At 35.3% G+C, this 20,732-nt stretch carries 12 protein-coding genes, 1 tRNA gene and 1 pseudogene; 9 read left to right on the top strand and 5 right to left on the bottom strand.

From position 1 onward, the window contains the following. Nucleotides 1–786: 786 nt before the first annotated feature. From JCM15092_RS17450 to JCM15092_RS04400, 4 genes are all read left to right on the top strand, one after another. The gene (locus tag JCM15092_RS17450) at nucleotides 787–1,089 is read left to right on the top strand and encodes a hypothetical protein (protein WP_235782269.1); all 303 of its coding nucleotides are present in this window, start codon (nucleotides 787–789) and stop codon (nucleotides 1,087–1,089) included. Between the two features lie 73 nt (nucleotides 1,090–1,162). Further along, on the top strand, nucleotides 1,163–1,855 hold the full coding sequence (locus JCM15092_RS14915) for a hypothetical protein (protein WP_235782270.1): 693 nt from the start codon (nucleotides 1,163–1,165) through the stop codon (nucleotides 1,853–1,855). Beyond that, complete coding sequence (locus tag JCM15092_RS04395) at nucleotides 1,827–2,213, top strand: ASCH domain-containing protein (RefSeq protein ID WP_024993600.1); 387 nt, start codon at nucleotides 1,827–1,829, stop codon at nucleotides 2,211–2,213. Before JCM15092_RS14915 ends, JCM15092_RS04395 begins: the two co-directional genes overlap by 29 nt. Beyond that, a complete protein-coding gene (locus JCM15092_RS04400) occupies nucleotides 2,194–2,772 on the top strand; it encodes an ATP-binding protein (RefSeq protein WP_024993601.1) in 579 nt (192 codons plus the stop codon). Before JCM15092_RS04395 ends, JCM15092_RS04400 begins: the two co-directional genes overlap by 20 nt. A 179-nt stretch (nucleotides 2,773–2,951) precedes the next feature. Here the strand turns inward: JCM15092_RS04400 and JCM15092_RS04405 are convergent. The 3 genes from JCM15092_RS04405 to JCM15092_RS04415 form a co-directional block, all read right to left on the bottom strand. Further along, nucleotides 2,952–3,024: transfer RNA gene (locus JCM15092_RS04405), tRNA-Trp, on the bottom strand. A 73-nt stretch (nucleotides 3,025–3,097) separates the two neighbouring features. After that, nucleotides 3,098–3,679 (bottom strand): uracil-DNA glycosylase family protein, encoded by a 582-nt coding sequence (locus JCM15092_RS04410; RefSeq protein ID WP_024993602.1) that lies wholly within the window; start codon nucleotides 3,677–3,679, stop codon nucleotides 3,098–3,100. A 3-nt stretch (nucleotides 3,680–3,682) separates the two neighbouring features. Next, nucleotides 3,683–4,309 (bottom strand): DUF8491 family protein, encoded by a 627-nt coding sequence (locus tag JCM15092_RS04415; protein WP_024993603.1) that lies wholly within the window; start codon nucleotides 4,307–4,309, stop codon nucleotides 3,683–3,685. 512 nt (nucleotides 4,310–4,821) lie between these two features. On the opposite strand from JCM15092_RS04415, the gene JCM15092_RS04420 reads away from it, so the two are divergent. From JCM15092_RS04420 to JCM15092_RS04440, 5 genes and pseudogenes are all read left to right on the top strand, one after another. Beyond that, nucleotides 4,822–9,189 carry a hybrid sensor histidine kinase/response regulator transcription factor gene (locus JCM15092_RS04420; RefSeq protein ID WP_024993604.1) on the top strand — a complete coding sequence of 1,456 codons (4,368 nt, stop codon included), beginning with the start codon at nucleotides 4,822–4,824 and terminating at the stop codon, nucleotides 9,187–9,189. A gap of 117 nt (nucleotides 9,190–9,306) precedes the next feature. Then, on the top strand, nucleotides 9,307–12,162 hold the full coding sequence (locus JCM15092_RS04425; RefSeq protein ID WP_024993605.1) for a TIM-barrel domain-containing protein: 2,856 nt from the start codon (nucleotides 9,307–9,309) through the stop codon (nucleotides 12,160–12,162). A 7-nt stretch (nucleotides 12,163–12,169) separates the two neighbouring features. Further along, nucleotides 12,170–14,677 (top strand): glycoside hydrolase family 2 TIM barrel-domain containing protein, encoded by a 2,508-nt coding sequence (locus JCM15092_RS04430; protein ID WP_024993606.1) that lies wholly within the window; start codon nucleotides 12,170–12,172, stop codon nucleotides 14,675–14,677. Between the two features lie 35 nt (nucleotides 14,678–14,712). After that, a pseudogene (locus JCM15092_RS14920) lies at nucleotides 14,713–16,925 on the top strand (beta-glucosidase family protein). A gap of 56 nt (nucleotides 16,926–16,981) precedes the next feature. Continuing rightward, nucleotides 16,982–17,260 (top strand): GNAT family N-acetyltransferase, encoded by a 279-nt coding sequence (locus JCM15092_RS04440; RefSeq protein ID WP_235782271.1) that lies wholly within the window; start codon nucleotides 16,982–16,984, stop codon nucleotides 17,258–17,260. 91 nt (nucleotides 17,261–17,351) lie between these two features. On the opposite strand, the gene JCM15092_RS04445 is transcribed toward JCM15092_RS04440, so the two are convergent. Beyond that, the gene (locus tag JCM15092_RS04445; protein WP_024993608.1) at nucleotides 17,352–18,647 is read right to left on the bottom strand and encodes an L-cysteine desulfidase family protein; all 1,296 of its coding nucleotides are present in this window, start codon (nucleotides 18,645–18,647) and stop codon (nucleotides 17,352–17,354) included. 7 nt (nucleotides 18,648–18,654) lie between these two features. Then, entirely contained in the window at nucleotides 18,655–20,682 is a 2,028-nt protein-coding gene (locus JCM15092_RS04450; protein ID WP_024993609.1) for a protein-disulfide reductase DsbD family protein, read from the bottom strand. Nucleotides 20,683–20,732 lie beyond the last annotated feature (50 nt).

Genomic DNA, 20,732 nt, shown 5'->3' on the forward strand with positions numbered 1-20,732 from the left:
ATCTATATATAATTATAATCACTAGTGATTATAATTTGGATTATCCCAAAATCATAGACTCTTTATCAAAGACTTTGGTAATTTTTAGTGATAGATTCTTGATTAATATCATCGTCTTATTAATCTTTTTATACGTATTGGGACATGTTGTGTCATTCTTGTCTTCATGTATTATTGAATATTTTTCAAATTGTCTTTTTAGATATCCCTCATTCTTTTTACTGAATCGTGTTAAAACTAGCTTTATGTATTACATCTGTAATTATTTTTGTATGACGGATGCTGTTATTTTTATTTGGAGAGTTTTGATAGCAATACTCCTTTTCCCTATTTCTATAGTATTATTATTAATTGGTCATTTTATCAGGATTAATGAATATATGACAAGACCTTTTGATGAATTTACCATTCATAATATTATAATAAAACAAAAAGAACTTTTGAATAAGCTAAATTTTCAAGAAGATAAACTTTTGAGTGAACATACAGATATACATAGTATAATTATGTATCATGTTTACTATAATATAGAGGATAGAAGAAGAAAGGCCGATAATTATATAGCATTATACGGATTCCTTAGATCACTTACCTTAATTTTCTGCTGTAATACTTTATTTCTTATAATGATAATACTCATAAAAATGGACATTAATAATAGTGATATATTGATTACTTCATTAATGTTTGTGCTATCTAATATATCATTTATGTCTTTTATGAAAATTTATAGACGTTTCACAAAAGAAGATTATTTATGCCTGTTAACCTGTAAAACAAAATAGTATGATTGATAAAGTAAAGTTTGCTGATGTTAATTTAGAAGATTCTTTCTTTGATAGCCTTAGAAATGATTATGATGAATTTGTTGAATGGTTTGAAAAGAAGTCAAAAAGTGGCACTGAAGCTTTTATCTTAAAGAATAAGGATGGAAATCTCTTAGCTTTTCTATATATGAAATTAGAAAAGGGAGAGTTAAATGATATTACACCAATAATGCTTAAAGCTGATAGATTAAAAGTTGGAACTTTTAAAGTGGAAGGACACGATACAAGATTAGGTGAATGTTTTATAAAAAAAAATTTTTGATACAGCCTTAGAATTAAATGTAGATGAGATATATGTAACTATTTTTAAAAAGCATTCAGGATTAATAAGACTATTGGAAAGGTATGGATTTATCTATTATGGTACTAAAGGAACAGGCGATAAACAAGAGGAAGTTTTGTTTAAGAAGATGAATCAGCTATCCGAGACGAAAAATTTATTAATGAATTATCCATACTTTAAATCAAAAGGAGCCAAAAAATATATTTTATCTGTTTATCCATTGTATCATACAAAACTTTTCCCAAACTCAATATTGAAAACCGAAGTTAAGAATAAAGAAGAATTGATACAAGATGTTTCGTATACGAATAGTATACAGAAAATTTACTTAGCTAAAATGAATGGACTAAACGAATTGAAGCCCGGTGATATTTTAGTTATTTACAGAACAAAAGATTATCGTTGCGCAGAATATTCAAGCGTAATAACTTCATTATGTATCGTCCAAGAAATAAAATTCCCAAAGGACTTTAAAAGTGAAAAGGATTTTATAAAATATACAAATTCTTATAGTATCTTTAATGAAAATGAATTAAAGTCTTATTATAATAACAATGACACTGTTGTAATAAAGATGAACTATGTTGTTGCATTCAATAGGAAAATAACCAGAAACGAACTCATTACTGATGACATAATATCAAGAACAGATTATGTTGGGTTCTTGGAATTGAAAGATGAACAATTCAATAGTATAATATCAAAAGTAGGGATAAATGAAAGTATTATTATCGATAAAGCCTGAATTTGTAAAAGAAATTTTTAGTGGAAATAAAAAATACGAATACAGAAAATCTATTTTTTCTAGAAAAGTAAAAAAAGTTATAGTATATTCAACAAAACCAGAGGGACTAATTGTAGGAGAATTTACAATAGAGAAAGTTATTGAAGAGAATCCGAACAAGTTGTGGGAAGAAACAAAGAATAATTCAGGAATAACTAAATCTTTTTTTGATGAATATTTCAAAGATCGAAATAAAGGATATGCCTTGAAAATATCAAATCCTATTTTATACGATATTCCCTTGAATCCGTTTATGGAAGTTGATAACTTTGTTGCCCCTCAATCTTTTAAATATCTTGATGATAATAGTAATCTGTAATCCTCATCTAGAAATGTATAATAATCGTATAATTTATATAAGTGGTGTTCATGGAGTCGGCAAAGACACTATTTGTAGTATTCTTGAGAAACGACTTGGCCTTAAACATCTGTCTAGTAGTAAAATATTAAAATGGGACGAATATTCAATTAATTTAAAGAATAAGAGAGTAAGTAGCGTAGAAGAGACTCAAAACTCTTTTGTGGAAAATTTTAAATCATATTTAGAAGGGGATTTAATATATATACTTGATGGACATTTTGCATTGTTGACAGCAACTTACGAAATAGAAGATATTCCGATGTTTGTATATGATGAAATTAAACCTTTAATCATTATCTTAATCACTTTAGCACCCAACGTAATTATATCAAGGCTGAGAAAAAGAGACTCAATGCTATATGATGTTAACATCGTAAATGAATTGCAAGAGAGAGAGAGAGGAAATGCTTATAATGTCGGTAGAAAATTAGGAATTGATGTTGTAGAAATAAATAATACAGATATTGAAAAGTCGATAGAACTTATTGAGAATGTGATTAATAAGTTAAATTTATGAATTCCATGCGGAACGAAACTCTTGCACGTTGTTGGATTATCCAATTTGAATATTTTTTCCTTCGTAAATCTTATTGGTCCTGTCAAGCATATATTTTTTACGTTGATCATTGAAATTATTAGTGTCCGAGCAAAAAATATAAAAAGAGTTGTAACAATCGTTACAACTCTTTATTTTTGCACGGGAGGAGAGGCTCGAACTCCCGACACCCGGTTTTGGAGACCGGTGCTCTACCAACTGAGCTACTCCCGTGTTTGCGGATGCAAAGGTAGTATAAAATTCGTAAAATCAAACCACTGGACGCATAAAATGGGTGATGGAAAAGTCAGATAAGAGCTAAGTCGTTGAACATGACCTTGTATGCTTCTGCTTTTTTATCTAAAGAAAGTGGATATGCTCTGCTTGATGATGGCATTCTGAAGAATTTCATCTCTCTTCCTTCAAAGATAAAAGGTTTATAATTCCCTACTTCAGGTTCTTCTACATCAATCTGCATTCGTATAATGTCAGTAGCTTTCTGCCCTGTGGTAGCTATTCCTATACAATTAGGGATCTTGTTTAGCAAGTCTCTTATATCAGTCGGTTCCACCACTTCCAGAAACTTATCGGAAGCATTATCTTTAAGTCGCCTTACAGTTGTAGCAGTATCGAATATTGCTATTCCTTTTTCGTTTAGAAAACTTATAATAAGCTCTTTATTGAATGCTTTTTTAGATGGTAGTATAAAGTGTTCCTTATCATTAAAGAAGAGGTGTCCAAATATTCTCCACATGTCATTCTGCATGTTAGGGTAGTAGAAGTCAATGCTCCACCTCTTTTTCTGAGGTGGAAAGCTACCTAACATGAGAAGGACAGCATTTGAGGGCAAAAAAGGTTCTAAAGGATGCCTCTCTGTCTCAGGATTCATGATTTATTCTTTAGGTTTTGGCTCTTTCTTAGCTAAAAGGACAATCTTGTATACATATTCAGTCATCCATTTCTCAGAATAACCAAGAGTATTATGATATTTACGTATGGTGATACATGTCTTTGCAACACTGTCATCTTTCCAGCTATTTTTTGTCATGATATCGTGCACTGTCTTTTCAGTAAGAGTATAGAGCATCTTTTTAAAAATGCTAGGCATGCGGAATTTCCATTGCATAATGTTTCCGATAAGCATCATTAAATCTTGGCTGAAACCTTGGAACATAAAGAGGTATGTTTTTACATCGTTTACATTACGGCAGTTCTTTTTTATAGAGTTGTCTATCTCCTTGAAGAAGTCATCACTAAGACCATAGATATCTATAAGCATCTTCTTGCATTTAGATCTTTCGGCTATACCAAGCTTATTATTCTGTGTAGGAACTTTAAGTGTACGTTTGAACACTGCAAGGTCAGGAAGGAAACTTATGTTGGATATACCAATATTTGTAGCCATTACTGATTGATAATAAACTCTGATAAGAGTCATAAAATCTTCCATACCTCCAACTCTTTGAGTATCTGCGGCCCCATCAGCTTTTCTTCCTAATAATTTAGAGAATATATTCATTTCCTTTTTTATTTTATTATTGAGTTCGGCAAAGATATAAAATAAAAATTAAAGATTATACTATTGTCTTAATTACCAATATCCTATTTCATCTTCAAAATTCTTAATCTTATTTTAAACTTCAATCAATACTTCATCTATTCATAAGTCGCTTAAAAATAAAACGTGAGTAGTAATTGATTCATCGTAAAATTCTATAGTAATGGTTTGGATAATGATGAAATATTGATTCTTCAAATTGATTACGCAGTACAAAAAAAATATGTTTTAATACAATTAAGTACTAATTATTAAAGCGGAACGAGCTGTTTTTACAGGATAAAATGTGTTCAATGTTGATGCGACGCCTATACATTTTTTGGTGAAGTTTATAGGTAAAAAAGGATATTTATCGAATTTAGGTAACAAAACATGCGGATAAAATGATAAAAGCTGAAAATAGTTTGTCAATTAATAGTGTTTTTATTTTATTTGCATAACAACTATAAATGAACAACTTATAAAGTTATTATATGAGAAAACTATCTCTTTTCATCTTTTTGATGCTAAGTGCATTTTGCTATGCTAACAATTATATGTTCAAGCATATTGAAGTTAAAGATGGATTGTCAAGTAACCAGATAAACAGCATATTTAAAGATAAGTCGGGATACATGTGGTTTTCTACAGCATCAGGTCTGAACAGATATGATGGGAAAACTGTGAAGGTGTTCAGAAGTTCCACTGCCGAAAACGGACCATTGGCTGATAACTATGTAGAGCAAGTTCAAGAAGATGCTGATGGTAATTTATGGATTAATACATTGAAAGGATATAGCGTTTATAATCCATTGACAGAAACTTTCAGCAGAAATACCCGAGATTGGATGATAAATTATGGTATCTCAGGGGAGCCTGAGCAGATATATATAGCATCTAATAATGATATGTGGATATATATAAAAGGCAAGGCTATATATCTTCTCAAACCAGAGACAAAACTTGTATATTCTGCAGAGCTTGGAGTTGGTAGTATCCCAAAGGATAATGTTATGGATATGGTAGAGGGACAGAATGAATTATTAGTTGTATATGGTAATGGAACAATTGTCTCTCTGAACAAGTCGGATGCTTCTTTTCGTTGGATAGATGATAAAATAGCAAAAGCAGAAGGTAAAGGCAAATATGCTGATTTTTCTCTCTTTGTTGATAATAAGGACAACGCGTGGATATATGGACCTCTTGGTTTGTGGGTGTACAATCTGAAAAATAGGAAGTGGGATGATAAGAGAGCCTCTTTAGTTGTTGATAAAGAGGCTAATGATATGGTGCATGCAATAGCCATGGACGATGAAAACAATATTTGGATTGGTAATGATCAAGGAGGTATAACCATATATAATACTTTAACTTCAGCAGTTTCTCACCTTAAGAGTTCTCCCAATGATGACAGGAGCCTTAGGAATAATAATATAACATCATTTTACTATGATGATAAAGGTACCATGTGGGTCGGTACATACAAAAAGGGTATCTCTTTTTACAATAAAAGTACATTTAAGTTTGGTATAGATCATATAGGTGACATCAATTGTATTGAGGAAGGTAATAATGGCTCTCTGTGGCTTGGTACCAATGATGCCGGACTAATAAACTGGAACAGGAATAATAATGAGGTGACTACATATGTTCAGAACAAAGGGAATTCTCTTTCATCAAATACAGTAGTATGTCTGCTTCGTGATAGGGATAACTCACTTTGGGTAGGTACTTTCTGGGGTGGATTGAGCCATTTGGTTAATGGGAAATTTATAACTTATAAAAATGACCCCAAGAATGAGAACTCCCTTGCAAATAATAACGTATGGGCTCTTGCTCAGGATAATTATGGTAAGATATGGATAGGAACCTTAGGTGGTGGACTTCAGTCATTCGACCCGGCAAATAACAAATTCAAGACTTATAACCTTAAATCAGGTAAGCTACCTACTGACTATATATCATCTATATTTATATCAGGCAATGATATGGTAGTCGGCACATCTTATGGTATTTCTTTAATTAATATCAAAGAGGATAAAATATTGAATCTTGTAGGCTCAAAATCAGGCAGCCATGGATTTTCCAGCTTGGATGTAGGACAGGTTTACAAAGACAGCAGAGGCTTGATTTGGATAGGTACTCGAGAGGGACTTAATATATACAACCCTAAGACTGATGAAATAAAGATTCTCAGAGTTAAAGATGGATTATCGTCAGACTTAATATCAGGTATTGTTGAGGATTCAGATAAGAACATGTGGATATCAACATCAAATGGTGTTACTAATATATCGCTGATGCTTGATAAGAAGAGTGGAGCTTATGTATATTCATTTGTAGTTTATGATGATAATGATGGACTTCAGAATGCAGAGTTCAATCAACGCTCAATAAAGGCATTGTCTAACGGTGACATTCTTATGGGAGGATTATATGGAGTTAACTATTGTAATCCTCATCATATAAAGCATAACAAGATTGCACCTAACGTTATATTTACCGGTATATCTCTCTTCAACCAGGATGTAGTAATTGGTGAAAAGTATGGTAAGCGCGTGGTATTGACAAATTCTTTGAACTCTTCACGCTCAATGACTTTGGACTACAAGCAGAATGTGTTTACTATAAATGTCTCTTCAGATGACTATGTGTCTCCGGAGAAGATAAAATATTACTATAAACTTGAGGGATTCAATGATGAGTGGCTTGTGTCGAATACAGGAAAAATAACATTCACAAACCTTTCGGCAGATGATTATGTATTGAAAGTTAAGGCGGTAAATAATGACGGCTTTGTTGGTCCTGAAGCAGAACTTAATATAACAATACTACCTCCTTTCTGGCTTTCTACATGGGCATATATAATATATGTACTGTTAATCTTTGGACTTATATGGGTAATTAGATGCTTAGTAATAAAGAGATCAAACAATGCACTTAGAATACATAAGATTGAGACTGAGGCTGAGAAGACCAAAGAACTGAATGATCTTAAGACCAAATTTTTCGTAAATATCAGTCATGAGTTGAGAACTCCTTTGACAATGGTTATAACACCTCTTGAGGCACTGATGAAAGAGAATGAAAAGAATGGTGAACTTAAAACAAAACTTAAGGTAGTACATAGCAATGCGGAGAAACTTTTGGATCAGGTTAATCAGTTGCTTGACTTTAGAAAGAGTGAAGCAAACTCACATCAGATATCTCTTTCGGATGGTGATATAATTCAATTCATAAAGGATATAACTGAGAAATTCAGAACTATAGGAGAGACTAAAAAACTTAGAGTCTCTTTCTTCTCAAATGTGAGCTCTCTGAATATTTCATTCGATTCTGATAAGATGGAGAAAATAATCAATAACCTTCTTTCCAATGCCATTAAGTTTACTCCTGATGGTGGCACTGTAGATGTAAATGTGGGACTTGATTATAATGATGCTTTTATTGAAACTCTCGAGATAAAGATTTCTGATACCGGTATAGGTATAAAGGATGTTGACAAGCAGAGAATATTCGATCGCTTTTATCAAGTTGATAATCTAGATATTGAGTCCAATGGAAGTGGCATCGGTTTGAGCATTGTAAAAGATTTTGTTGATGTGCTTAAAGGGAAAATTATGGTCTATGATAATGTACCAAAAGGCTCAGTATTCGTACTGGAAATTCCGATTAAACGTTCTAAGACAGCTACAAAGAGTACTGATGAGGAGAGCAGTGATAGTGATGGAATGATAAAACCTCTAGATAACGTTCATGATGATGTTCCTTATATTCATACAATTCAAGAAATCAGAGCTGCCATAGCAGCAGGCAAACTGAAAGGAGAAGGAGAACAGAGTAAAGGAGATGATGAAAGGATGAATGAACTTGGCATAGATACTGTATCTACAATTAAGTTGCAGAAGGCTACTGTTATCCAACTTACTGAGGATGGCTATGATCATTATCAAAAACATATTATCTCTTCTGATGATATACCGGATTATGATTCTTCTATAGGTAAAAAGAAAAATGATGATATTGTTTTATCAGATATAGCTAAAGACTTGATGCTTGATAAAGATGGTAAGCCAAAGAGGAAGATAATTAATAAGCCTACCATACTAGTAGTTGACGATGATGTAGACTTCCTTCAGTTTATGGAGGAGACTTTGAGCCTTGAATATAACGTTATGCTGGCTAAGAACGGTAACAAGGCATGGACATTGATTAAGGAGAATAAACCCGATCTAATTATATGTGATCTGAAGATGCCTCAGATGAATGGCAAGGAATTATGTAACCTTGTTAAGAACGACAGAGTGACTTCACAGATCCCATTTATATTGCTCACTTCTGCAAACTCAAAAGAAGCTGAGGCTGAAGGATTGGCAGATGGAGCTGATGAGTTTATTTCAAAACCTTTCAACATAGAAATTCTTATGTTGAGGATGAAGAAACTTATGGAGAATAAGTACAATAAATTCCATAATTATATTGATCCTACACCAAGTAATATTACAATAACCTCAATGGATGAAAAACTTATTGACAAAGCGATAAAGTATATTGAGGATAATATATCTAGAAGTGACTTCTCAGTTGAAGAACTTAGTCAGGAGCTTGGTATGAGTCGCGTTCATCTTTATAAAAAGCTGTTGGCTATTACAGGCAAGACTCCAATAGAGTTTATAAGAGTGATACGCTTGAAACGTGCTGCTCAGTTCTTGAGAGAAAGCCAGCAAAACGTTTCAGAGATAGCTTATCATGTAGGATTTAATAATCCTAAATATTTTACAAAATATTTCAAGGAAGAATATGGTATCCTGCCATCTGTATACCAGGAGAACAAGGGAAATATAACAAATGATACCCTTTAAAGAAACATACAATATTTATTAGAATCAAAACAATCCTCTTATAGATACATTGTAGAGGGTTGTTTTGCTCTTTACTGCCTATTTTTGTATCAAGAAAAAAACGTAAAGAAAAACATAATGAATTTAAGATTCTCACATTTTGCAATTTTTTCTTGTGTATTACTTTTCTCATGTTCACACAAGAATTTTGAAAAGATTGATAATGGTATAGTAGTAAACATACCACAGAAATCGGAACTAGATGTCAATAAAGTCAAACTTGAAGTTTTGGGAGACAAACTGATTAAAGTTTCTGCTACTCCAGAGGACAAATTCTCTGATAGGAAAAGTTTGATTTGTTCATCGGTGGGTGAAAACATTCCTTTCTCTGTAGAGGAGAATGACTCGTTGGTGAGTTTGGCGACTTCACAAATAAAAGCTTCAGTTAATAAGACAACTGGACAGGTTAAATTCTTTGATAAAGAGGGACATCCTATCCTTGTTGAAAATAATGGGGGAGGCAAGGAGTTCACACCTATTGAGGTAGAAGGAAAGAAAGGATACACTATCCGCCAGCTCTTTGAGTCACCAGTTGATGAGGCTTTCTATGGTCTTGGTCAACATCAGTCAGATGAATTCAACTATAAGGGTAAAAACGAGGAACTTTATCAGTATAATACTAAGGTTGCCGTACCTTTTATAGTATCAAATAAAAATTATGGTCTGTTGTGGGACAGCTATTCTCTATCACGCTTTGGTAACCCAGAAGAGTATTCTCAACTATATAAAGTATTCAATCTCTATGATAAGAAGGGTGAAAAGGGTGCTTTGACCGGTACATACAAGTACAAATCGGGTGATGTTATCGAGAGAAGAGAAGATTCTCTATATTATGCTGACTTGAAGACAATAAAGAATCTTCCTGATAAATATCCTCTATATACATCTACAGTAACATATGAAGGTGATCTTGAAGCTTTGGAGAGTGGAAACCATAAATTCATATTATATTATGCCGGCTACACTAAATTGTATATTGATAATAAACTTGTAGTTCCTGAGATATGGCGTACTGCATGGAATCCTAATAGCTATAAGTTCAATATTGATATGGAGAAGGGTAAGAGAGCATCTTTCAAAATAGAGTGGATTCCTGATGGTGGTCAGTCATACTGTGCATTAAGAGCACTTTCACCTGTAGCTGAGAGTGAACAGAACAAACAATCTTGGTGGAGTGAGATGAATCCTCAGATTGACTACTACTTTGTATATGGTAAGAATATGGATGAAGTGATAAGCGGTTACAGAACACTTACCGGTAAGGCTCCTGTTATGCCTAAATGGGCTATGGGATTCTGGCAGAGCCGTGAGAGATATAAAACTCAGGAGGAACTGCTTACTAATCTTACTGAGTTCCGTAAACGTAATATACCAATAGATAATATTGTATTAGATTGGAGCTACTGGCCTGAAGATGCATGGGGAAGCCATGAATTTGACAAGAATCGTTTCCCTAATCCAAAGGCTATGGTGGACTCTGTACACTCACTTAATGCTAATATTATGATATCTGTTTGGCCTAAGTTCTATTATACAACTGAACACTATAAGGAACTTGACAAGAATGGTTGGATGTATCGTAAAGCCGTAAATGACAGCATACGTGATTGGATTGGAAAAGGTTATATTGGTTCTTTCTATGATGCATATTCTGAGGGAGCACGTAAAATGTTCTGGGGACAGATGAAGGATCATCTTTATTCATTGGGCATAGATGCATGGTGGATGGATGCTAGTGAACCTGATATATGTTCAAATAGTGATATTCAAGAGAGAAAAGCTTTGTCAGGACCTACAGCTTTGGGACCATCAACTGAATATTTCAACACATATGCTCTGATGAATGCTGATGCTATTTATAAGGGACAGCGAGAGACTGATAATAATAAGAGAGTATTTCTTCTTACTCGTTCAGGATTTGCCGGACTTCAGAAATATTCTACTGCAACATGGAGTGGTGATATAGCTACTCGTTGGGAAGATATGAAGGCTCAGATATCAGCTGGACTTAATTTCGCTATCAGTGGAATACCTTATTGGACAATGGATATTGGTGGATTCTGTGTTGAAAAGAGATATGAAAATGGACAGCGTGAGTATGACAAGACAATGAAAGAAAACGCCGACTATAAAGAGTGGAGAGAGTTGAACACTCGTTGGTATCAGTTTGGAGCCTTCTGCCCACTATATCGTGCTCATGGTCAATTCCCTTATAGAGAGATATGGAACATTGCTCCAGAGAGTCATCCGGCATACAAGTCAATGGTATACTACACAAAGTTACGCTATAATATGATGCCTTACATATACTCTTTGGCAGGTATGACATATCTGAATGACTATACAATAATGCGTCCTTTGATTATGGACTTTACATCTGATAGCAATGTTAATAATATAGGAGATCAGTATATGTTTGGTCCATCTCTAATGGTATGCCCTGTATATAAATATGAAGCTCGTAGTAGAAAAATATATCTTCCAGAGGGTGAAACTTGGTATGATTTTTACTCAGGTAAAGTTGTAAAAGGTGGAAGTCAGAATGTTGAGGCACCATATGAAAGAATTCCTCTTTTTGTAAGGGCAGGAGCAATAATGCCTTATGGCCCGGATATGCAGTACAGCACAGAAAAGCCTGCTGATAACATTACTATATATGTATATGATGGTAAGGATGGTGACTTTACTCTTTATGAAGATGAAGCGGTGAACTATAATTATGAAAAAGGAAATTATAGTACTATAAACTTCAAATACAATAGTAAGAATAAAACTGTCACAATAGGTGAACGTAAAGGTAAGTTCAATGGTATGCTGAATAATAGAAAATTCAATATCATTCTAGTGAGTGGTGATAAAGTAAGACCTTTCGATCTTAATGCTAAGGGAGTGAATGTAGAATATAATGGAAAGCAGATAAGCGTAAACTTGTAATATATCTATGAAAAACATATATGTCATTGTTTTAGTTACCCTCTTTGGGGGTGTGATAAGTTGCTTTGCAAAAAATCATAGAGAGACTATACTATTTAATAATGATTGGAGGTTTAAGATTGGTAATGTTAAATCTGCAGAGAATGCCCATTCTAGTGGTTTGGGATGGCGCATTCTCACATTGCCCCACGACTGGGCAGTAGAGGGTGAATTCTCAAAGGATAACCCTTCAGGAACTGGTGGTGGTGCTTTACCTGGAGGTATAGGATGGTATAAAAAAGAGTTCTTCATTCCTAAGAGTGACTCGGGAAAGAATATATATATTGATTTCGATGGTGTGTATATGAATTCAGAAGTCTATATAAATGGTAAACTTTTAGGTAAACGCCCATATGGTTATATCTCTTTCAGATATGATATGACTCCATATATCAAGTTTGGAGCTAACAATAATATTCTTGTAAAGGTTGATAACTTGGAGCAACCAAACTCAAGATGGTATTCCGGTTGTGGAATATATAGGAATGTATGGCTGGTGAAAAGTCATAAAATTCATATTGATCATTGGGGAGTTTTTGTCAGCAGTACAATAGATAAAAATGGTAATGCTAATGTTCAAGTTCAGACATCATTGGAGAATGGTGAGAAGGGCGCAAAGAAAATAATAGTTCTTTCATCTATCCTTGATAAGGATGGGAATGAGGTTGCTAAGGTTGAGACTGCTAGATGTCGAGTTATTGGTAAAGATACTGTTACCCAGAGCTGTATTATAAAGAATCCAAATTTATGGAGTACTGATAATCCATATATGTATACTCTTAAGAGCTCTATATTACTAGGTGGAGAGAAGATTGATGAGGTGATAACTCCATTAGGAGTTCGTTCTTTCCACTTTGACGCGCAAAAAGGATTTTTCCTTAATGGAAAAGGTATGAAGATTAATGGTGTATGCCTACATCATGATCTTGGCTGCTTGGGTGCTGCAGTAAACAAAGTTGCAATAGAGAGACAGCTGAAACTGCTTAAAGATATGGGATGTAATGCCGTAAGAATGTCGCATAATCCTCCATCAATAGAGATACTTGATCTTTGTGATGAGATGGGTCTGCTTGTCATGGATGAGGCTTTCGATATGTGGCGTCGTAAAAAAACAAAACATGACTATGCAAGATACTTTGATGAATGGCATGAGAGAGATATTACCGACTTGATTAGAAGAGACCGTAATCATCCGTCAATAATTATGTGGAGCGTAGGCAATGAGGTGCTTGAGCAATGGAATGAGGCTAGTGCGGATACTCTTACTTTGGAACAGGCTAATCTGATATTGAACTTCGGTCATAAGAAAAATGAGATTACGGAAAGCGGTAAGACAAACATTAGTGCCATGCTATGTTCACATCTAGTTCAGATTGTTAAGGGACTAGATAATACACGTCCAATTACTGCCGGATGTAACGAGCCAAGTCCGTCAAATAATCTATTTAAGTCGGGTTCACTGGACTTAATCGGATATAACTATCATAATCAGGATATAGCATCTGTCCCAAAAAATTTTCCAAACAAGCCATTCATTATTACAGAAAGTATCTCTGCTTTAATGACCCGTGGTTATTATAAGATGCCAAGCGATTCAATAATGCTATGGCCTGAAAGATGGGACAAACCTTTCTTTGACCCTTCATTCTCTTGTTCATCATATGACAATTGTCATGCTCCATGGGGCAGTACTCATGAGGAGACTCTTGCTGTAGTTGATAATAATCCGTTTGTAAGCGGACAATTTATCTGGACCGGTTTCGACTATATTGGTGAGCCTACTCCATATGGATGGCCGGCAAGAAGTTCATACTTTGGAGTAATAGATTTGGCAGGTTTTCCTAAAGATGTATACTACCTTTATAAATCAGTATGGGGCAAAGAGGATGTTTTGCATCTATTCCCTCATTGGAACTGGAAAGAGGGAGAAGAGATAGATATGTGGGCATATTATAATAATGCCGATGAGGTTGAACTCTTTATAAATGGTAAGTCACAAGGAATTCGAAAGAAAGAGAGTGGTAAGTATCATGTTATGTGGAGAGTAAAATATGAACCGGGAGTGGTGAAAGCTGTAGCAAGAAAAGATGGAAAAGAGGTTCGAATTCAGGAGATAAAAAGCGCGGGAGAACCATATGCCATCAGACTTACAGCAGATAAAAAAACTCTTGCAGCTGATGGAAGAGATTTATCCTTTGTAACTGTAGAGATTGTTGATAAAGATGGTAATTTATGTCCTAACGCAGAAAACCAAGTGGCGTTTGATGTTAAGGGTGCTGCTTTTATTGCTGGAGTAGATAATGGAAGTCCTATATCTCTTGAACCTTTTAAAGCAAATCAGCGTAAGGCATTCTATGGGAAATGTCTTGTTGTATTACAAAATAACGGTGCTGACGGAGTTATTCAATTAAAAGCATCATCTGATGGATTACAAGAAGAAACAATAAGGATAAGTTCATCAAAGAAACCTTTATAAGATAAAGAAAACCTAGTTAACAATACTTGAAAACAATGAGAAAAAAGATTTTATCAATAGCAATATTTGCATTTACATTCTTAAATGTAAACTCGCAAACTCCAATATATCTTGATGAGTCAAAACCTATAGAGGAGAGGGTGACTGACGCACTTAGTCGTATGACTCTTCAGGAAAAGGTTAAGCTATGCCATGCACAGAGTAAATTCAGCAGTTACGGAGTGTCACGTTTGGGTATTCCTGAATTATGGATGAGTGATGGACCTCATGGGGTGAGGGCAGAGATAAACTGGAACAACTGGAACTATGCTGGTTGGACCAATGACAGCATTACTGTTTTTCCTGCATTGACATGCCTGGCTGCTACTTGGAATCCGGATATGGCTGCAAAGTATGGAAAGGCAATAGGTGAAGAGGCTCTATATAGAGAGAAAGATGTCATTTTGGGACCTGGTGTAAATATATACAGAACCCCTTTGAATGGACGAAATTTTGAATATATGGGTGAGGATCCTTATCTGGCATCAGTTATGTGTGTACCATATATCAAGGAGTTACAGAAAAATGGTGTCGCTGCTTGTGTGAAGCATTATGCCTTAAACAACCAGGAGCAGTGGCGTGGACATATTAACGTAGAGCTTAGCGACCGAGCTTTGCATGAAATATATCTTCCAGCATTTAAAGCTGCAGTAGAGGAAGGTGGCGCATGGAGTATAATGGGATCATATAACAAGATACGTGGACAGCATGCTTGCCACAATGACCTTATGCTTAATAAGATTCTTAAAAATGATTGGAAATTTGATGGGGCAGTTATAACCGATTGGGGTGGATGCCACGATACCAAAGAGGCAGCATTAAATGGATTGGACATTGAGATGGGCTCGTATACTAACGGACTTACATCAGAAAGTGCATTTACATTCGATGATTATTTCTTGGCTCGTCCATATCTTGAGATGATACAAAAAGGAGAAGTTTCGGAATCTACAGTAAATGAAAAGGCTGCAAGAATACTTCGTCTAATATTCAGAACAGCAATGAAACGCAATAAACCTTTTGGCTCAGTAGCTACAAAAGAACATTATGATGTGGCTAGAGAGATTGCAGGTGAGGGTATTGTCCTTTTGAAGAATGAAAAGAGAGGCAATAAACTTCCTTCTATTCTTCCTATTGATGGAGAGAAATATAAGAAAATTCTTGTCGTTGGTGACAATGCGGTAAGGATGCTCAATCAAGGTGGAGGTTCTTCAGAGCTGAAGGCTAAAGATATGATATCCCCTCTTCAGGGAATGAGAGAACTATATGGAGAAAAAATAGAGTTTGCTCAAGGATATATGGTTGGCCGTCCTATGTATGGAAGGGAGGATAAGATAGATAAGAATGTAGAAGACTCATTGAGAGCTGAGGCTGTTGCCATGGCTAAAGAGGCTGACCTTATAGTAATGTTTGGTGGTCTAAATAAGAATCATTTGCAAGATTGTGAGGGTGGTGATAGAACATCATACTCTTTACCATTCGGACAGAATGAACTTATTGAGTCTCTTACAGCAGTTAACAGAAACTTTGTGCTAGTCCTCCTCAGTGGTAACGCTGTTGAAATGCCATGGGTTGCTAAAGTTCCTGCAATAGTTCAGGGCTGGTATGCCGGCTCTATGGAGGATATGCTTTAGCAGATGTACTAAGCGGAAAGGTTAACCCAAGTGGTAAATTACCATTCTCTTTCCCTGTAAAACTTTCTGATTGTGGGGCAAATGCATTCGATTCTCTCGCTTATCCTGGAGATAGTATAAATGAAGTTTATAAAGAGGACATCCTTGTAGGCTACAGATGGCATGACACAAAGAAGATACCATCACTTTTCCCATTTGGTCATGGCTTGAGTTATACTCAGTTCAAATATGGTAAACCACAGATATCTTCTTCATCTATATCTAATGGAGAGAAGTTAACCGTTACTATTCCGGTAACAAATATCGGTAAAGTCGCAGGTAAAGAGGTTGTGCAACTATATGTCGGTGATGAGAAGTGTTCTCTTCAAAGACCTGTTAAGGAGTTGAAGAAATTTAGTAAAGTAAATATATTATCTGGTAAGACAGTAGATGTTACTTTTACAATTGATGAAGACGACTTTAAGTTTTATGACGACAGAAAGAGTGAGTGGGTAGTAGAACCTGGGAAATTTAAACTCTATATTGGCTCATCTTCAGTTTCTGTTCCAGTACAAATAAATATAAATTATAAATAAACATTTTCATCGCTACAATTGTTATATTATAAGTATACAAATTAAAACAAATACTTATGATGGATTACATAGTAGTACATGATGATGTGGTATCACGTTTTGAAGTTGTTGAACTTGAAGATATAGCATATCTTGAATATGAGGAGATTGATGGGATTATGGATATCACACATATCTTTGTACCTCCTTCAATGAGAGGTAAGGGTATAGCAATATTATTGGTCAAAGAGGCTATACAATATGCAGTTGAAATGCATCTATTAATAAAACCTACATGCCCGTTTGCCAAAGCATTCTTTGAAAAGAATATAGAATACGTAAATTTAATTGTTTAGGTTTGCACTATAGGGAATGCCTATTATTAGGCGGTTTCTTAACTCTTATAGATAATCCTTGCTATAATTTTGTAGCAAGGATTATTTTATATTAATCGCAATGTTTGTGAGTCATTATGTCGAGAACTACTTTATCAGTCTCGTTCATTCCTATAGTTCCTATTGTGGTCAGGTTTTGTATAGACTTATCTACGTCAGTATCAATGATACCCTCCACAGAAGTGACACATTTACCTTCCATTGCTAGAATTGCTGAGAAGATAGCAGTTGATACACCACTTGCCAGTTTTAATGCACAGCTAGGTTTTGCTCCGTCACATATCATTCCGGTAATATTTGCAATCATGTTCTGAACTGCATAGCTTATCTTAATATAATCACCTCCCATTAGATATGTTATTCCACAACTGGAACCAGTAGCAGCTACTACACATCCGCAAAGAGCTGAGAGTCGACCGAGACTTTGCTTTATATATATCACGGTGAGATGACTAAGAATAAGAGCTCGCGTCAGCTCCTCCTCACTCTTGTTTTTATCGTGAGCATATATCACCACAGGAAGTGTTGCAGTTATACCTTGATTACCACTGCCAGAGTTACTCATGACTGGTATCATCGCACCTCCCATTCGTGCATCACATGCAGCTGAAGTATACGACAGAATATTTGAGAAGGTATTGCTGCCTAAAAAGCTGTCCTTGCTTGAGCTATTCTTTAGAATCTTTCCTAGTTCATGCCCGTAAGAACCATTTAAAGAGCGTTCGGCAGCCGACATATTCATTCTTCCTGATTCTAATATGAATCTGATTTCATCAAGTGGAGTTGTAGTGGCAAAATCATACACTTTCTTAAGGTTTAATTTTACATCCATAGACTCATAGCACTTAGATACACTCTTTTTTTTGTCCAAAAATACCTCGTCATTCCTGCAGAGATAGACGAAGTTGGTGTGACCAGAACAAATTATAGCTTTTGAAAAGTTACCTTCTTCTTTGCAAATAACTTCAATGTATAGCTTTTCTTTAATTTTTGATTTAAGTGATATATTGATAATATTCTGATCAATCATCTTCTTTCCCTCTTCTACAGCTTCTGGACTAGAATCCTTGAGTACTTCGAGACCATATTCTGATTTGCCTATAATGGCACCAAGAGCAATTGCGATAGGCAATCCCATCATATCTGTCCCTGGTATACCAACCCCCATAGCGTTCTTCAATATATTTGCACTTAAAAGTACATCAATACTCTCAGGTCGTTTTCCTAGTAATTCTGTAGCTTTTGAAACGCATAATGCAACTGCTATTGGCTCAGTGCAGCCAATAGCAGGTACTACTTCACAGTTAATAAGGTTTATAATCTGCTCTCTTTCAGATTTATCTATCATTATCTCTTTATTTCTTATAATTGTTCAATCCTGTCTGTAAGAAATCAACATATTTGTCTATGTCCTCGTCGTACGAATATGCTTTGTTAAGAGGCATGCCATTGTTGTCAATTAAAACATAGAAAGGCTGTGCGTTAGCACCGAACTTACTTCTCTGCAAATAACTCCATTTATCTCCAACAGTGCGCAAAGTACGTTCATTTCCATTCTCTATAATCTTGATAGGTTCCGCTAATGGAGTCTTATCATCAACATATAGAGTGATAAGGATATAGTTGTTGTTTATTATCTGACTAACCTTAGAGTCTGTCCATACTGCAGCCTCCATCTTACGGCAGTTTACGCAGCCGTATCCTGTAAAGTCAAGCATTACAGGCTTTCCTTCTTTTTTTGCAGCCTCCATGCCGAAATCGTAGTTGTCATATTTAGCATGTACTTCATTATTATACAGATTGAAGTCCTGAGTTTTCATTGGTGGAGCAAAAGCACTTACAGCTTTAAGAGGTGCACCCCAAAGTCCAGGAACCATATATATAGCAAATGCAATAGATATAAGTGCCATGAAGAAACGTGGAACGCCAATCTTTGTTTCATCATCATCATGTGGAAACTTGATTTTACCTAACAGATACAGACCTAAGAGTCCAAATATTGCAATCCAAAGAGCAAGGAAAGTCTCTCTGTCAAGTATCCTCCATCCATAAGCCAGGTCGGCAACAGATAAGAACTTGAGTGCAAATGCAAGTTCAAGGAAACCAAGAACTACTTTTATCACGTTCATCCAACCGCCAGACTTAGGCATAGACTTAAGCCATGATGGGAACATAGCGAACAGTGTGAAAGGAAGGGCAAGTGCAAGCGCAAATCCAAACATTCCTATTGCAGGTGCAATAATGCTACCTGTGGTAGATACCTCTACAAGAAGGAATCCTATGATAGGTCCGGTGCAAGAGAATGAAACAAGGGCTAAAGTAAATGCCATAAGGAATATGCTAAAAAGTCCGCTAGTCTTTTCAGCCTTGCTGTCTACCGCATTGCTCCACTTTGATGGTAATGTAATCTCAAAGGCTCCTAAAAATGATATAGCAAAGACAATCAACATTAGGAAGAAAAATATATTGAATATGGCATTGGTAGAGAGTGCATTTAGTGCACTGGCACCAAAAATCAGCGTAACTGCAAGTCCTAAAGTCACATATATCACCACAATAGATACTCCATAGAGCCAAGCATCACGTATTCCTTTTCTTCTATCTTTTGAACGTTTCAAGAAGAAACTTACTGTCATAGGGATGATAGGCCATACACATGGTGTGAATAGTGCAAGCAGACCACCAATGAAACCTGTTAGGAAGATATATATTATTGAGCGGTTCGCTGTAGGACCATTTTCTCCGCCAAAATTGTTCAATTCCTTTATAACCGGAGTCCAGAAGTTCTCAACTGATGTAGTATCATTGACTGCAAGTTCAGCCTGAGCTAGTGAATCTTCATTAATCATAATTGATTTATCAGAATCATTAACCTCTTTAGTAGCAGATTCGCTCTCTTTAGTCCTATCTGTTACAGCATTCTCAGGACCTTTGCCAGAAAAAGAGAAAGGCACTTCTGTTGGAGGAAGGCAGCTTTCATCATTACATGCACCATATTCCAGATAGCCAGCTACATGGAAAGAAGGAGCATTAAGCTTAAGTTTCTGTGAGAATTTAGCAGTCCCGCCGAAATAACGTAGATTCATTTCGAATATCTTATCAAAATTCTCAATCTCTTTTCCTACTGGTTTAAGTTTTCCGTCAAGTGTTGCACCTTCCATCTTATCTACATTGAAAGTAGCAGATATAGGACCTCCGGAAGGAAGGTCTGTAGAGTACACATGCCATCCCGGTTCAATAGTTCCAGTGAAAATAATCTCGGCTTGAGTAGTTGACAATTTCTTTATCTCTGTCTTGAACTTGACAGGCTCATGTATCTGTGCAAACGAGCTGATGCCGATTATTGTAAACAGAATAGAGGTTAGAAAGAATCTCTTTTTCATCGCTTAACTTATATTTATTTGTTATTAATAGACTTATGTTTTTACAAAGG

This window comes from Phocaeicola paurosaccharolyticus JCM 15092, assembly GCF_000613805.1.
GTDB classification, from domain to species: domain Bacteria; phylum Bacteroidota; class Bacteroidia; order Bacteroidales; family Bacteroidaceae; genus Phocaeicola; species Phocaeicola paurosaccharolyticus.